Genomic DNA, 16,416 nt, shown 5'->3' on the forward strand with positions numbered 1-16,416 from the left:
ATATAGGTGATTAACTATTAAATTGAAATAGTCGTATTGACCCCTCGGCTCGCTTCATCATCAAACCAGCGCGCAGTAACAGTTTTAGTCTGGGTATAAAACTGTACCGCTTGCTTACCATAAGGACCGAGATCACCAAGCTTACTGGCACGTGAACCTGAGAAAGAGAACATCGGTAGTGGCACAGGAATCGGCAAGTTAATACCGATTTGACCAACCTCGATATCTTGCTGAAATTTATGGGCGGCGGCCCCTGACTGAGTAAAGATTGCCGTACCATTACCATGTGGATTGGCATTTAGCAGCTCAATCGCCTCATCCAAACTATCGGCGCGCATGATACAAAGTACAGGACCAAATATTTCTTGCTGATAGATTTGCATATCAGCAGTGACGTTATCAAAGATAGTCGGTCCAACGAAGTTACCCTTCTCAAAGCCTTCAACGGTAATACCACGACCATCAAGAATCAAGCTCGCCCCTTCTTCTACCCCTGTGCCAATCAAATGCTCGACGCGGGCTTTTGCCGCAGGAGAAATCAGTGGACCTAAGTCTTTATCATGTTTACCAGCTGAGACGATTAAGCCTTCTGCTTTGGCTTTGATATCATCAATCCACTCACCTGCGGCACCGACTAACACCACCACTGACAGCGCCATACATCGTTGACCAGCAGCACCAAACGCTGCACCGGCTAGCTGATTAAGGGTTTGCTCTTTATTGGCATCAGGTAAGATAACGCCATGGTTTTTAGCGCCCATCATACACTGGGCACGTTTACCTGTCTGACTGGCACGCTCATAGACATGCTTACCAACGGCGGTAGAACCAACAAAAGATACCGCTTTAATATCTGGATGATCGCAAATAGCATCAACCGTTGCTTTGCCACCATGGACAACGTTTAGAACCCCTTCAGGGACGCCAGCTTCTATTGCTAGCTCAACCAAACGCATCGTGACCATTGGATCTTGTTCAGATGGTTTTAGGATAAAAGTATTGCCCGTGGCAATCGCCATTGGAAACATCCATAGCGGAATCATCGCTGGAAAGTTAAACGGTGTGATACCAGCGCAAACACCTAGCGGCTGCCAGATACTATAAGTATCGACACCAGATGCGACATTTTCGACATAGTCGCCGATTTGTAAGTTGGCAATACCGGCCGCGTGCTCGACCACTTCTAAACCACGAAACACATCACCACGTGCATCAGCAATCGTTTTACCTTGCTCAGCAGTCAAGATCTCTGCCAGCTCGTCCATGTGCTCACGAATCAGTGCCTGATACTTTAAAAATATACGGGCACGTGTGGTAATAGGCGTTTTGCGCCAGGTTTGAAATGCAGCTTTGGCAGCGGCAACTGCTTGATTGATTTCATCGTCTGTCGTTTGCGGGACTTTAGCAATGACTTCTTGAGTGGCTGGATCGGTGATATCAATCCATTCGTTAGTAGTTGATTTGGTAAATTGACCATTGATGAGCTGTTGGACGTGATGCATAAGATATCCTTATCTTGTTTGCAAGACTATCGCTATTTACTTAATGGTCATAACCGAATTAAGCGTAGCAGCGGCCTTATTTAAAATGATTTAATTCGTATCGTTATTGACTATAGCAATAATGTGATTTTGCGGTCAAGCCCTTTATTGAAGTTTTATTAGACTTCAACCTTGCTTAAGTTTCAAGCCTACAAAAAAGCCCATGATGATTCATGGGCTTAAGTCAAAAACAGTGGCGATACATGGTAGTGAAAATAGGCATTTAGACAATACGAATTGCTCTTTCTAATAACCTTACTAATAATCCTTCATAGACTGTTTGACCGCATCAATCGCCGTTGGGTTATCAAGGGTCGACATATCACCCGTTGGTTTACCTTCTGCCAATGCACGAATAGCACGGCGTAAGATTTTTCCAGAGCGGGTCTTTGGTAGTGCTAGTGGAAAATAAACCGCCGCTGGGCGCGCTATACCGCCAAGTGACTTGACCACTGCGCCAATAATCTGCTGCTCAAGACGGAAACGGTTTTCAGTAGTAGCTACTTGTTCTTGGTCTCTTAGCACGCAAAAAGCAATGGGTAATTCACCTTTAAGTTCGTCATGGATACCCACGACAGCACATTCTGCTACTTCTGGATGGGTACTAATAGCTTCTTCGATTTCTTGGGTTCCCAATCGGTGACCAGCGACGTTAATAACATCATCAGTACGACCGAGAATATGGAAATAGCCATCTTCATCAACAACCGCATAGTCTGAAGTCGAATATTGATTGCTATCCGCTAAGCTAAAGTAACTGTCAATAAAGCGCTTATCATTACGCCAAACCGTTGTTAAACAGCCCGGTGGTAAGGGTGCGCGAATCGCAAGCAAACCTTTTTCGCCAGCTTTACATGGCTCGCCAGTTTCTTCATTGATAACATGTGCATCATAGCCATACATGGGATAGCCGGGCGAGCCTTGTTTATGCGGTTTATGATTGAATTTGGGCGTATTACTCAAAATCGGCCAGCCTGACTCAGTTTGCCAATAGTGGTCTAAAATGGGTACGCCTAAATGCTTAGTTAGCCAATTGGCAGTTGACTCATCTAGCGGCTCACCTGCTAAAAAGAATGACTTAACGCTTGACACATCATAGCGCGTCATCCAAGTCTCGTCTTGCTTTTTGAGCATACGCACGCCGGTCGGCGCGGTGAATAGGATATTGACCTTGTTAGCTTCCACAATTCGCCACCAGATACCCGGGTTTGGTCGATGCGGTAGCCCTTCATACATGACACTGGTCATGCCTGCCAGCAATGGCGCATAGATAGTATAAGAGTGTCCGACTGCCCAGCCGATATCCGATATCGCCCAAAAAGTCTCGCCCGCCTGACCATCGTAGATATAATCCATCGAAGTCGTCAGTGCCACAGCATGACCACCGGTATCACGCTGCACGCCTTTTGGCGTACCGGTAGTACCTGAGGTATAAAGCAAGTATGACGGGGTGTTAGATTCTAACCACACCGGCTCGACGATAGCATTGGCCTCGCAACTGATACGGCGCTCAGTCGCATAATCGACGTCGATACTCTGCGCTTTAAAAGGTAAGATACCGCGATCAACGACCAGTACATGCTCAGGCTTAATGGTTGCTTGCTCAACACCTTGGTTGACGAGGCTTTTATAATTAACTACCTTACCACCACGTAAGCCAGCATCTACCGTAATGACCATTTTTGCTTCGGCATCATCCATACGAATGGCTAAGTTATGCGCCGCAAAACCACCAAACACGACTGAATGGATAGCGCCGATACGCGCGCAGGCCAACATCGCATAAGCGGCCTCTAAAATCATCGGCATGTAAATAATCACACGATCGCCTTGCTCGACGCCCTGCCTCTGCAGCACATCAGCAAAATAATTCACTTCTTTATACAGATCGTTATAAGTCAGGCGGCGTTTGGTATAGTCGGTATAAAACTCAACGTTATTGCCCAAATCTTTGAAGGCATCTACCACGGCTGGATAGGTTTCTATTAACTCTTGATTGATCTCTGAGGATAACCAGATAAAAGCATCCTGCTCTGCGCGTTCTTCAAGATGTCGATCGACACAGTTATAACAAAGATTGGTCTCACCGCCGACGAACCACTGAGCAAAAGGCAGATTACTGTCATCAAGGATTTGCTCAGGTTCTTTATGCCAGTAGATACGTTTTGCTTGTTCCGCCCAAAACTGCTCACGATTATCAATAGAGGACTGATAGATATCAGCAAAGGTTTGAGTAGTATCAGATGATGCTTGGGAGGTTTCGGCAGAAACTTGATTAGTATTTTTATTAACAGCTTGATTGCTGCTTTGATTAATAGCTTGCTCGCTCATAATAGCTGTCCTTAGCGTAATGATGGATGATGCGATACGATTTTATTAAATAATATCATAATACAAGACTAGCTTTCCTTGCCAGCTGTCCTTACTAGATCGAAAAAACCGATACATTATGTATCGGTTTAATGGATATCGATTTAAAATGTAGCAGAGCTAACCATAAAGGTCAACTATTAAGCGTGTCATCTGCTCGATATTTTGACAGGTTCAAGCGACTTATAAGCTAATAATCCAATCCTATTATACTTCGGTCTGATTGTCATACATCTCACGCATCACTTTTTTGTCATGTTTACCGACCGAGGTTTTTGGGAGCTCATCGACAAACTTAAACTGACTAGGCACCCCATATTTAGGGATAATACCGCGCTCCACTGCCTGCTCAGCAATCGCTTTTATGTCTTCCGCTTTGGTGTCTTGGCAGGCAGGCTTGAGTACGACTAATGCTAAAGGACGCTCGCCCCACTGTTTATCACGGACACCAATCACTGACACATCAGCCACCGATGGATGCAATGATAAAATCGTTTCAATCTCTAATGAAGATATCCACTCACCACCTGATTTAATAACATCTTTTAAACGATCTGTAATTTGAATATAACCATCAGGGCGTATATAAGCGATGTCTTGGGTATGCATATAGCCATTTTCCCACAGCTCTTTACCGGCATCGTCATTTTTCAGATAGCTTTGGGTCAACCAAGGTGCTCGTAGCACCAGCTCGCCAGTATTATCTTTACCTTTACCAACCGACTCATTGCTTGTATTCCACACTTGAGCATCAACCATGAGCACAGGCTTACCTGTCATACAGCGACGAGCAATGTCTTCATCTTCAGTCATTTCAGGCTCATCTATACTAAATTCTGTCAAGCTAATGAGCGGCGCTGTCTCTGACATACCATAGCCGGTATACACTTCAATATCCTGTGCCATTGCGGCTTTAGCTAAACCTTCGGTCAATCTCGAACCACCGATAATCATTTTTAGACCATTAAAGCTAGCATCACGATCTTGCGCTTCTTTGAGTACCATCTGCAGAATCGTTGGTACGCAATGAGTGATACTAACCTTTTCATTAATAATCAAATCCATTAACAGATCCGGTGCATAGCGTCCCGGATAGACTTGCTTGAGACCAACCATCGTCGCCGTAAACGGGAAACCCCACGCATGTACGTGGAACATCGGCGTCATCGGCATATAGACATCGCCATAGCTAACGCCTTGCTTGTTCGGTAGCATGCCGAACGTCGCCGCTTCTGTGAGAGTATGTAGAACTAATTGACGATGGCTAAAGAATACGCCTTTCGGATCACCTGTCGTACCCGAGGTATAAAAGGTCGTTGCGATGGTGTTTTCATCAAAATCTGGAAAATCAAACTCACTATTGGCAGCTTCTAGCAGTCCTTCATATTCACCAATAACACGGTTTTGATTACCGCCAAAAACACCTTCGGACGTCACCCCATTATCATCAAGCCAAATAATGTGCTCAATGCTTGAGTTTTCAAACTGATAATCTTTGACCAATGGCGCAAATTCAGAGTTGAGCATCAGTACTTTTGGTTTCGCATGATTAATGGTATAGAGAACTTTTTCTGGTGACAGGCGGATGTTAACGGTTTGCAAAATGTACTGCGACATCGGTATCGCAAAATACGACTCTAAGTAGCGATGGCTATCCCAATCCATGACTGCGACCACGTCACCAGCATCAAGGTTCAAGCTGTCTAAAACATTGGCTAAGCGATTGATACGGTTAAATAGCTCTTTATAAGTGAAGCGTTTTTTATCCGCATAAACAATTTCTTGGTCAAGCGATACCGTTTTGGCACGGTTTAGCAGCTGTTTGACCAATAATGGATAATCGTAGGCAGAGGGTGCGCTGTGGTAGATATTTGACATAAACATGACGTCCTTGTAGTTTTTTTAGTTCATTTCAATGGCTTTTATAGCGCATCACTTTATTATCATTTAGCGTTATTATTTAGTATTGTTACTTAGCATTGTTATCATTACTTGGAATAAAGCCTCTTTTGATAGTAGGAAAAAACCCAGACTATGTAAAGCCTTCTTGCGTAAGTATCATACGACTAAAGATTCGATAACTATCATTTGAATATTCGTTTCATTATGTTATGACAAGTGTATATTAATTCGCACGTACACGTGTTTTGACCATCCCAACGCTTGCCACTAACAATGCCAATATTTGTACAAACAATAATAACCAAACGGTAAGCGACCATTGTCCGCGCGCATAAACGATACCGCATAACCATGCCCCCATGGTGCCGCCAGCGTAGTAACCCATATAATATAAACCAGAGGCCAAGGAGCGCCCTTTTTTAACATTCACCGCGATATAACTGATGGTCGCGGCTTGGGTAATAAATACGCCTGATGACATAATGGCAAGCCCAACAATAATGCCCCATAACGGCGTCACGAGCGTTAACAGCACACCTATCATCGACACCACAACTGCGACTCGAACCGTTCTCGCAGCACCAAATCGACGTAGTAATGTGGTCGATAATGGCGTGATAATTACCCCGATTAAATACACTGCAAAAATATTAGCAAGCGCGCCCGTGCCTAATTCATATGGCGTGCCAGCAAGATGGAGGTTAATAAAGGTAAAACAGCCTACTAGCGAAAACAGCACACAGGCACCAAGCAGGCAGGCTGTCACCACATAGCGATTGGTCAAATGCTCACCGAGCGTTTGCATCGCTGAGCGAAAATTTGGATTGGCCACAAAGTGCCGTGACGATGGCAGCATCTTGCCAACCCATAATGCACCGATAAGTGTCATAACTGCCATCACATAATAACCTGCACGCCAGCCGATGAGCTCATGTAAATGCCCAAGTAAAAACCGACCCATAAAGCCGCCAAGTACCGAACCTGAGACATAGAACGACATCAGCTCAGTCACAGCCCGTCCCTCAAACTCCTCACCAATATAAGCGATTGTCACTACCGTAATGCCTGGTACGGACAACCCTTGCATAAACCGCCACATGCCCATCCAGCCAATATCCGGACTTTGGGCAATTAAAGCAGTGGGTATCGCTAAAAATAACAATGCCCCAACGATAAATGACTTGCGCCCGACGGCATCAGACAGCATCCCTAAAAACGGCGACATGATGGCAATCGCCATCACCGTTGCGCCAACAATCATTCCTGCCTGCACCTCAGTGGCTGAAAAGTCCATCATCAATACGGGCAAAATTGCTTGAATAGAATATACCTGCAAAAAAGCAAACATCCCAATCAAGCCAATGGTGAGCTTTAATACCCATGAAGGTGAATAAAATGGCGGCTGTGTTTTAAGCGCTTGAATATCCCGGTTTGTTTGTGTGTTATCTTTGACATTGTTATTAGCATCATTATTGGTGTCGTTATTAATCGTATTATTCAAAGTAGTACTGACTATATTGGAGGCCTTTTTAGCTGAAGCTAGGTAGGCGTAGTTGATAGAAATGAGGCGATGATATATGAGCCGATGACCACGAAAAAATAGTGGCTCATAATAAAACGAGTGACACATCATGTTATCACATCAAATAACAAACCCAGGTTTCGGTGTGTTATTACTATTGTCTTATTTATATAGAATCAAGGTGTGTTAAACATTCACAAATAAGCAATGCTAATTATTTTTAACACTGTAGAGGTGACTGTTATTTTTGACAGCTAATGGATTACTGTCTACTATTATTGCGCTCTACGATACATTATTTGTAATAGATAAATTAGCTATTACATAGTATAACCTACAGAAAAAACAACTCTCATATAACAGACTGTTTATCATGTTAAATAACAATTTTTTTCCACAGCTACTTACCGCTACGGGCGCATTAATTTTTTCTATAAATGTGGCAGCAGTTACATCAGAAAAATTACTATCAACGCAAGTATTGCCAACATCGCTAGCATCAGCATCAAAAAAACCAAACTGTATCGCTGATAGTCAAATCACTGCTGCTGAGCTTTCAGACACTCGTGATAACGGTCCTTTTTCTGTGGCTAGCAAGCACGTACCTCGCCAGCTATCAAACGGCTTTGGTGGCGGAACGATTCATTATCCAACCAATGCTGGCGGTTGTGGCCTGTTAGGCGGTATCGCGGTTATACCCGGTTATGTGTCTTATGAATCGTCCATTAAGTGGTGGGGACCACGTCTGGCCTCTTGGGGATTTGTCGTTATTACGATCAATACCAACTCTATTTATGATGATCCAGATAGCCGTGCGTCGCAATTGAGCGCAGCCCTTGATCATATTATCAATGACACTACAGTTGGCGCTCAGATAGATAGCAATCGTTTGGGCGCTATTGGTTGGTCAATGGGCGGCGGCGGTACGCTTCGGTTAGCGACAGAACGTCATACCGTTCGTGCAATTATTCCGCAAACGGCCTATCACGATAAAAACTATGGCAACATGGACACGCCAGCTTTGTTTATTAGTTGTCAGAACGACCGCATCGCATTTAACAAGAAACATGGCAATGTCTTTTATAACAATGCGTCCGGACCTAAAATGAAGATTGAGATAAAAAACGGTAGCCACTTTTGTCCAAGCTATCGCTTCAATGAGATATTACTTAGTAAGCCCGGTATTGCCTTTATGCATCGTTATATCAATGATGACACCCGTTTTGATAAGTTCTTATGTAACAAGGAAAACTATGGTAATAGCCCTCGTATATCGGGCTATGATTATAAGGATTGCGTATAGTCGCGTTGTTTAATAGTCGCGTTATTTAGCTGCTGTAATACAGCATTGCAATCTAAAACATCTCCCTAGTCATTTCTTCATTTTTACACATCTACATGGTTTCTATCTGTTTTAGTACAGACTTTGTGTGCTCAAAAAACCATAATCTTAAAGTGTTATTTATTGATGAGAGATATCATTCATTGATAAACAGTATTCATCATTCAACAATCTAAGACGTTAAAAGTGTTAAAACCTATAAATAAAAAAATATTAAGGAATAATTCCAATGACTGATAAAATTTATGATTTAGGAGCGGGTTTTTGGAGTATACGGGGCTCATTTATTAAAAACAGCATAATCGATATCGGTGGGCAATCTGCTCTAATAAAGCTGACATCTGGACGATTTGTATTTTTAGACAGCTATACGTTAACAGGTGAAGTTCGTCAGCAAGTAATGAGCTTGACTAATAATGGTCAGGATGTCGAAGCGGTGCTAAATGTCCATCCATTTCATACAGTACACTGTGCGCAAATGGCAAAAGACTTCCCGCAAGCTACATTTTATGGCAGCCGCCGCCACCTTGAGCAAGTACCAGAAATTAATTGGGCAGAGGATTTGGTCGAGAGCGATGCCGTTGCTGCACGCTATACTGAACTTGAATTCTCTCTTCCCAAAGGAATCTATTACATCGCGCCCGATGACGCTGTCCATGCAGGCTCGTTATTGGTTTATCATCCTGCCAGTCAAAGCATTTATGTTGATGATACTTTTGAGATTCCCCCTTCTAAACTATTAAATGCGGTACAGCCTACTTTGGGTTTGCATCCGACGACTAAGCAGGCACTGAAAGATGAGCCAAATGCAGGTCAGCAATATTGCGATTGGGCGAGTAATTTGGCACATAAGTGGCGTGATGTACGATATTTTTGTGGTGCACACTCTGGTTTGGTTGAGTTTAGCGAAGGTGAATTTGAGTCCGCGCTAGTGTCTATCATTGATGGCGCTCGTGCTGAGCTTGAAAATTCATAACTATTTAAACACTTATTTAAAAGCATTTATTATATTAATAAATAGCATTCGCACTCTCAACCCACTTTTAAAAAAACATAAGGATAATAATAATGACCGATAAAATACATGATTTAGGCGCAGGATTTTGGAATATTCGCGGGACATTTCGCATTGGCGGTGTCATAAACATTGGCACTCAATGCTCACTTGTAAAACTAGCCTCAGGACGTTTTGTATTTTTGGACAGTTACGCTTTAACGGGTGAAGTGCGTGACGAAGTCATGGCATTAACCAATAACGGTCAAGATGTCGAAGCCGTGCTGAACGTGCATCCATTCCACACAGTACACTGTGCACAGATGGCGAAGGATTTTCCGCAAGCGATATTTTATGGCAGTAGTCGTCATCATAAAAAAATACCTGAAGTACAATGGGCGGATGACTTGGTCGAAAGTGACGCGGTCGCCGAGCGCTATCCTGATCTTAAATTTTCCCTGTCACAAGGCATTCATTATATCTCGCCCAATGAGATGATTCATGCAGGCTCATTGCTGGTATTCCATCCTGCCAGTAAAAGCTTACACGTCGATGATACTTTTATGAGCCCGCCAATGAAATTGCTTGAGGCAGTATTGCCTGAGCTCATGCTGCACCCCACAACCAAGAAAGCCTTAAAAAATGAGCCAAATGCTGGTAAGCAATATTGCGACTGGGCAACAAATCTGGCACATGAATGGCGCGATGTGCGTAATTTTTGCGCAGCGCATTCATATTTGGTCAAATTTAAAGACGGTGAATTTGAAAAAGCGTTATTAAAGGCTATTAACAAAGCGCGCCCAAAGCTTGAAAACGCTTAACTTATGATGCATTTTGAAAGGCATATTTTATAGACAAAAAAAGGCTACCTAAATGGTAGCCTTTTTCTATGCCTCATTAATGTCGCTTCATTACTATCGTTATTCACAACTTGCTTTGCCAGTGCGATGATTAATAGCACCATTTTCCTTAAGCAATTTTTGCATTTCTACATGACCACGCGTACAAGCATATGAGTATGCGCCTTGATTGTAAGAGCCCATCTTCTTATCTTTGGTAGTCGCCACAAGATTTGGATTGGCACCTTTCGACAGTAAGTATTTTACCGTTTCGATGCGGTTATTACTCGCCGCAACCATAATCAAGGTCTCTCCATCACTCTCGCGAGTTTGATCGTTTAGATTTACTGGCTTTTGAGCATTTAATAAGTTATAAACCTTTTTTACAACATTGGTGTTTTTACCCAGTGCGGCAGATTTTAGGACGTTATATACATCCCCTTTGTCAGTCGCTTGTAAGCTTGCACCTTGAGCAATCAAATAATCGACGATATCTTCGTAACCAATAAATGCCGCCCAACCTAGAGCCGTTTGATCAAGATTACCCGTATCTTTCACTTCTAAATTTTGGCCATTATTAACCATATATTTAACAGTTGCTAAGTCGCCATGCTTTACTACATCAAACCATTTAGCATCTGCGCCTGTGGAGGGTTTTTCATAAAAATTACGATAAGAAAGCTTGTCTTTATTAGCAATATCGAAGTTCTCAGCATCACTGAAGCGAAAGCCTGTCTGCGGCATAGGAGCAACTTGAGTTGTTTGTACGACACTATCTTTGGTTGTATTACTATCCATATTTAAACTTGAGCAACCTGTTAATAACATAGTAGCCATGACAGCTGACGCGCTCATTTTGCAAACGAATTTCATAACATAATCCTAGAAATAATTTAAATAATATTCACTGGCACAGTAGAAAGTTAATCATAACTTAACAATAACAAGCAGACAAATTAAAAATATTAAACAATGAATTTAGTGATTATCCTATTATTTTCTAGCTGGTTTTACATATGAGCTTTTTAAGCCTAATCACTTAAGCCTAGCTATGCACTCCTTAAGCCTAATAATCCTCAATGCTCTTTAACAGCGGTAATAAGAAGCATAAAAAAGTTATAAAAAAAGCCTGCTAATATAGCGAGCCTTTCTTATTACTATTTACTATCCTACTTTAAACGCAATCTATTACTTTAAAATCTGAGCGACAGTATTCCTATAAAACAACAACTCAGCTAACTCCGACTCATTGCTAATAATATCCGCCAACGTATAACGCTCAAGTACGCTGATAAAAGCGGTCAATGCTTCAAAAAATACCTGTTTTAGCTGACAGACAGGACTAATGACACAGCCTGATTTCACATTGTTTGCTGTCTCATCAATCAGCGTCAACGACAAATCTTTAGCGCTGGCTTCCTCATAACTACTGTTAGTGTTCACGGCGTTTTTACTATTGACAGGCTTTGGAGTAATCAATAAATCCGTAGAAAAGCACTCAACCAAGTTAAAGTCTGGTTCAATTTTTTTAATCAAGACACCCAAGTTAATATCCTTTGGGGCAAGTGCTAACCGAATCCCGCCATTTTTACCGCGGACACTATCGATGTAGCCAAGTTGTCCCAGCTGATGAATAATCTTGGTTAGATGACTTCTAGAGATATTGTAGCTGATCGCAATATCACTAATATTAGCCAATAAATGCGGCTCAGGCTTAATCGCTAAATAAATCAACGAACGTAGCGCATAATCACTATAGTTGGTCAGTCGCATGGTTAAGCGCTCCAATTTTTGAGGTGGATTTTAAATACCCTTATTTATCATCAAAGCAACCTTAGCTATTACATAAATAATTAAGGTTGCTTGAGTTACTATTTCTATCTAACTAAATCTCATTAACCAAATAAACCATCTGGTCTCTGACGTGCTAGCATCGGCAAATAACTGATGCAGAATATAACAAAGCAGGCTATCCAAGCACCTTGCGCTATCATTATCCATAACAGATAATGACCCATGTCAAACAAGGGTAAAAACACACGACTTACAAAGACTAATACCATCAGACCAAACATGATATTAACGGTTTTAGGAGGGGTATGAATACTACGCCCAGTATGACCGAGCGATACGCGCGCCATCATAGCTACCGTCATCATACCTACCCCTGCAATCGACAAGCCATGTACCGCAATACTGTGGTTATAACCGAGCCACGGCTGGAGTGCGTACAATATAAAGCTCACACACATACCCAAAAACGCGACATATAACGACCATAATAGCGGTTTTTGCCATATACCGCGATGATACCAACCCATCAAGCGGACGATATTGACCACTGCGACGCCAAGGGCACTGATGGTCAGCAAATACTTATCGGGATAAAATAAATCAGTAATAAAAAAAGCAAAGAAAAATAGTAAACTTGCGATATCTTGCACTTTACTATTGCGTACCGTCACCGTTTCTGCCACGCCTTTAGCGTTAGGTATACTGAGACCACGCTCAATAAAGAAAGGCACGACGCGGCGACCAATAGTCAATACCAAGCCAATGATAAGATAAAAACCTAAATAGACGCCTATTTTAGTCATATTCATATTGGCGCTGATAATACCCCAATAGCACAAGCCGTTACCCAGTGTCAGTAGCGCAAGCTTCGCTAATATACCCATTTGCTTATATTGCTTAACTTGTAACACTGCTCGAAAAATCACAAAAGCCATTGTGCCTACAAACAACAAATCAAACACCGCAGCGGCATATAGTAGCCATGCGCTACTGCCAGCTACCGTTACGCCCAAACCAAAGGCTATCCAGCCCAAACGTGCCAGCAACCAATAAACAAAAATACCTAACAGCTTATAGCCATGCGGCATCATGACGCCTGTCCACGTCTTCACCGCCGTTAATAAAAATCCCGCCACCACTGCCAATGCATAGCCATAAATCATTTCGTGACCGTGCCAATATAGCGGATTTAACGTTTGTGCCTCTATATCCGTATGTCCTGTGAATACAAACGCCCACAATACCATCGTTATAATGGCAAAAATTGCTGCTGCACTAAAAAATATCCGAAAGCTCAAATTTAGTATAGGATGTGGAGCACTCGGTGGCTTGCTGGGTAAATTGATAGATTGCATAGCAGACTTCTTATTATAAAGTTAGAAGATTTATCATAAAGATTCATTTTAGATGAATGTTATACATAATACAACCTAAACTATTTGACTGCTATCATTCATTAAAGTACTTATTCATACTAAAGTCATCGTTTATCTAAAGCTATAAACTGCTTAAGCGAATATTATGTGAAACTCTAAAGTATCATATACCTTGATATTTGCCATTATTATTACCATCATAATCATCACTATCAGCATTGACTATCGTGAAGCTGACTGCTTAAATGGTTTATACCTAGGAGAATGTCATGACTGTAGAACACGCTGCCACTCAAAAACATAAAATCATTGATAAATTTTTGATAAAACTTACCCAAGAACAGCCACAAATGTACTATGCCACGACGTCTGAGATCGCGCGTAGTATCCACACTATGATAAAAGAGCATACCAACCGCCTATCTGTAGAAGAACAGACGCTCGTTAGGCATATGACTATTGAAGAGATACAGGGTTTGTTAGGCTTTCATCTTAAATAATTATGCTCTAAAATATCCAAAAAAGACCGCTATTATGGCGGTTTTTTAATTTATATATTTTTTGACATACCAGTGTTTATATCATCCTAACTTGGCTTATATTGAGAGTTATGATTTATCATTCCTAACACTGGCTGCAGTATATTGAAATCTCCATTATGTTCTAAAGAGTTTGACATATTTATATTATTGTCTATTATATTCTTTATACCGAATATAATAGACAATAGAGTGATAAGATGATGCCAGATTGGGGTAAAACAACATGGAGCTTAATGACCGTATGTGCAATATTAATAATAGTAGCAACGCTTTTGAGGGTAAGTAAGGTCATTTAATGACTACCTCAAGATACTAGATTAATATATCTAGGTATTAGTAGAGCTAGGCAAGCCGTTTATGAATAAAGACAGTATTATGAAAATTGCGTTGGTTATTGTCACGTTATTGATTATTACCACTATTGTGCTAGTGGGCTTGTTGCATAGCGAGCTTGGCTAATGAGCGTATAGAACCAAAAGACCGCCATCTAGGCGGCCTTTTTTATATTAAAAACTCAAGCCACAATATTTAAAGCGAATTATTTAAAGCGAATTATTTAAAATGTCTGCTTTTAAAACGGCTGCTTTTAAAACGGATAATCACGTGGCGTATGCTGAACCGAAATCCAATGCAAAGTGGTGAACTCTTCCAGTATCCACTCGCCATTAAAACGTCCGATCCCAGAGTTTTTCTCACCACCAAATGGCGCATTACTATCATCATTGGCTGAAATATCATTGATATGAGTCATGCCAGCTTTGATACCGCGAGCAAAGCGTAAGCCTTTGGCCATATCTTTGGTAAATACCGCACTCGATAAGCCATACATTGAATCATTGGCAATCGATAACGCATCGTATTCATCTTTAGCACGAATAATACCAACCAAGGGTCCGAACACTTCATCACATGATAATTCCATCTCACGCGTCACTTCAGTAAAGATATGCGGTGGCACGAGTTGACCTTTTATCTCACCGCTTAATATCATCTTCGCGCCTTCTTTCTGCGCTTTAGCGATTTTTTCTTTCAATGACTGCACTTGCTTATCATTGATAATAGGACCAACAGCAGTATCTTCTTTGCTAGGATCGCCAACGTTTAAGGTCTTAACATGAGCAAGGAAACGCTCTACAAAATCATCATAGATTTCATCTTCAACAATAATACGGTTAATAGCGATACAAATCTGACCTTGGTGCAGGAATTTACCAAAGGCCGCCGCTTTTACTGCTTGTCCAATATCGGCATCTTTTAACACTACAAACGGACTGTTACCGCCTAGTTCCAGTGCCACTTGCTTGATGTAATCACCACCATTCGCCAACTCACCGATGTGTTTACCTACTGAAGTTGAGCCCGTGAATGATACCAAACTTGGTATATCATGGGTGACAATGGCGTCCCCTATCTCACTACCGGCACCAACAACCACATTAAGCAAGCCTTTTGGCAAACCTGCCTCTTCAAATATTTTTGCCAATAGCAAACCACCGGTTATTGGCGTATCACTAGCAGGCTTAAGCACGACGGCATTACCCAATGCTAAAGCAGGCGCGATAGAACGCTGAGTTAGATGGAGTGGAAAGTTCCATGGGCTGATAACTGCAATCACACCCATCGGTTCACGATAAATAAAATTTTCTTTACCGGGCGTATTAGAAGGACGAATCTCACCGTGTACACGATTCGGAAAACTGGCGGCTTCAAGGGTAATCGCTCGCGCACTACCGAATTCTACCATTGCTTTAATACGGGTACTACCCGACTCTTTCACTAGCCAATCGATAATTTCATCTTGACGCTGATCAAAAATAGCGACGACTTTATATAAAACCGCCGCACGCTCGGCTGGCGTTTGCTGTGCCCATTCCGCTTGTGCTTTAGTTGCTGCTTGATAGGCTTCATCAAGCTGCTCTTTCGTTGCTTGCTGAATCTCTACCAGCGTATTACCGTTATAAGGATTGATATCGGTATTGACACTATCGTCTTGTCCTTTTTGCCACTTGCCAGCGATATATTGCAAATCGAAATCACTATAAGGGTTTGAATGAGTATTATTGGGAGTCATAATTATTCCTATTTTTTTATTTTAAAAATGTTATTTGAAATTTTGTTATTTAGAGTCATTTTATGCAGAGTCATTGATTTATTCAGAAGCATTAATTTATTTAGTGGCATTGCGTTATTTAGG

At 41.8% G+C, this 16,416-nt stretch carries 12 protein-coding genes; 4 read left to right on the plus strand and 8 right to left on the minus strand.

Annotated elements, in window-relative coordinates; all coding sequences use genetic code 11:
• Positions 1-17: 17 nt before the first annotated feature.
• From EPB74_RS02710 to EPB74_RS02725, 4 genes are all read right to left on the minus strand, one after another.
• Positions 18-1,502, minus strand: coding sequence for a CoA-acylating methylmalonate-semialdehyde dehydrogenase (locus EPB74_RS02710; RefSeq protein WP_274902606.1), 1,485 nt, complete (start codon positions 1,500-1,502; stop codon positions 18-20).
• Between the two features lie 297 nt (positions 1,503-1,799).
• The gene (locus EPB74_RS02715; RefSeq protein WP_274902608.1) at positions 1,800-3,872 is read right to left on the minus strand and encodes a propionate--CoA ligase; all 2,073 of its coding nucleotides are present in this window, start codon (positions 3,870-3,872) and stop codon (positions 1,800-1,802) included.
• Between the two features lie 246 nt (positions 3,873-4,118).
• The gene (locus EPB74_RS02720; protein ID WP_274902609.1) at positions 4,119-5,789 is read right to left on the minus strand and encodes a fatty acid--CoA ligase; all 1,671 of its coding nucleotides are present in this window, start codon (positions 5,787-5,789) and stop codon (positions 4,119-4,121) included.
• Positions 5,790-6,036: 247 nt separating this feature from the next.
• On the minus strand, positions 6,037-7,446 hold the full coding sequence (locus EPB74_RS02725) for an MFS transporter (protein WP_274902610.1): 1,410 nt from the start codon (positions 7,444-7,446) through the stop codon (positions 6,037-6,039).
• A gap of 262 nt (positions 7,447-7,708) precedes the next feature.
• Here EPB74_RS02725 and EPB74_RS02730 point away from each other — a divergent pair, with 262 nt between their 5' ends.
• From EPB74_RS02730 to EPB74_RS02740, 3 genes are all read left to right on the plus strand, one after another.
• A complete protein-coding gene (locus EPB74_RS02730; protein WP_274902611.1) occupies positions 7,709-8,638 on the plus strand; it encodes a dienelactone hydrolase family protein in 930 nt (309 codons plus the stop codon).
• A 268-nt stretch (positions 8,639-8,906) separates the two neighbouring features.
• The gene (locus EPB74_RS02735; protein WP_274902612.1) at positions 8,907-9,653 is read left to right on the plus strand and encodes a hypothetical protein; all 747 of its coding nucleotides are present in this window, start codon (positions 8,907-8,909) and stop codon (positions 9,651-9,653) included.
• Between the two features lie 92 nt (positions 9,654-9,745).
• Positions 9,746-10,492: a hypothetical protein gene (locus EPB74_RS02740; protein ID WP_274902613.1), complete on the plus strand. Its 747-nt coding sequence runs from the start codon at positions 9,746-9,748 to the stop codon at positions 10,490-10,492.
• Between the two features lie 99 nt (positions 10,493-10,591).
• On the opposite strand, the gene EPB74_RS02745 is transcribed toward EPB74_RS02740, so the two are convergent.
• The 3 genes from EPB74_RS02745 to EPB74_RS02755 form a co-directional block, all read right to left on the minus strand.
• Positions 10,592-11,383: an ankyrin repeat domain-containing protein gene (locus EPB74_RS02745; protein ID WP_274902614.1), complete on the minus strand. Its 792-nt coding sequence runs from the start codon at positions 11,381-11,383 to the stop codon at positions 10,592-10,594.
• A gap of 315 nt (positions 11,384-11,698) precedes the next feature.
• Entirely contained in the window at positions 11,699-12,283 is a 585-nt protein-coding gene (locus tag EPB74_RS02750; RefSeq protein ID WP_274902615.1) for an Rrf2 family transcriptional regulator, read from the minus strand.
• Between the two features lie 122 nt (positions 12,284-12,405).
• Positions 12,406-13,659, minus strand: a complete 1,254-nt coding sequence (locus EPB74_RS02755; protein ID WP_274902616.1) for an NnrS family protein — start codon at positions 13,657-13,659, stop codon at positions 12,406-12,408.
• A gap of 290 nt (positions 13,660-13,949) precedes the next feature.
• Here EPB74_RS02755 and EPB74_RS02760 point away from each other — a divergent pair, with 290 nt between their 5' ends.
• On the plus strand, positions 13,950-14,180 hold the full coding sequence (locus tag EPB74_RS02760) for a hypothetical protein (RefSeq protein ID WP_274902617.1): 231 nt from the start codon (positions 13,950-13,952) through the stop codon (positions 14,178-14,180).
• A 628-nt stretch (positions 14,181-14,808) separates the two neighbouring features.
• Here EPB74_RS02760 and EPB74_RS02765 read toward each other — a convergent pair.
• Positions 14,809-16,293, minus strand: coding sequence for an aldehyde dehydrogenase family protein (locus EPB74_RS02765; RefSeq protein WP_274902618.1), 1,485 nt, complete (start codon positions 16,291-16,293; stop codon positions 14,809-14,811).
• Positions 16,294-16,416 lie beyond the last annotated feature (123 nt).

Source organism: Psychrobacter sp. DAB_AL62B, assembly GCF_028895345.1.
In the GTDB taxonomy this organism is placed as follows: Bacteria; Pseudomonadota; Gammaproteobacteria; order Pseudomonadales; family Moraxellaceae; genus Psychrobacter.

Coding starts and splice junctions, on each gene's coding strand:
- EPB74_RS02750 (WP_274902615.1), bottom strand. CDS start 12,283: ATGCGACTGACCAACTATAGTGATTATGCGCTACGTTCGTTGATTTAT.
- EPB74_RS02730 (WP_274902611.1), top strand. CDS start 7,709: ATGTTAAATAACAATTTTTTTCCACAGCTACTTACCGCTACGGGCGCA.
- EPB74_RS02720 (WP_274902609.1), bottom strand. CDS start 5,789: ATGTCAAATATCTACCACAGCGCACCCTCTGCCTACGATTATCCATTA.
- EPB74_RS02725 (WP_274902610.1), bottom strand. CDS start 7,446: ATGATGTGTCACTCGTTTTATTATGAGCCACTATTTTTTCGTGGTCAT.
- EPB74_RS02755 (WP_274902616.1), bottom strand. CDS start 13,659: ATGCAATCTATCAATTTACCCAGCAAGCCACCGAGTGCTCCACATCCT.
- EPB74_RS02740 (WP_274902613.1), top strand. CDS start 9,746: ATGACCGATAAAATACATGATTTAGGCGCAGGATTTTGGAATATTCGC.
- EPB74_RS02715 (WP_274902608.1), bottom strand. CDS start 3,872: ATGAGCGAGCAAGCTATTAATCAAAGCAGCAATCAAGCTGTTAATAAA.
- EPB74_RS02760 (WP_274902617.1), top strand. CDS start 13,950: ATGACTGTAGAACACGCTGCCACTCAAAAACATAAAATCATTGATAAA.
- EPB74_RS02735 (WP_274902612.1), top strand. CDS start 8,907: ATGACTGATAAAATTTATGATTTAGGAGCGGGTTTTTGGAGTATACGG.
- EPB74_RS02710 (WP_274902606.1), bottom strand. CDS start 1,502: ATGCATCACGTCCAACAGCTCATCAATGGTCAATTTACCAAATCAACT.
- EPB74_RS02765 (WP_274902618.1), bottom strand. CDS start 16,293: ATGACTCCCAATAATACTCATTCAAACCCTTATAGTGATTTCGATTTG.
- EPB74_RS02745 (WP_274902614.1), bottom strand. CDS start 11,383: ATGAAATTCGTTTGCAAAATGAGCGCGTCAGCTGTCATGGCTACTATG.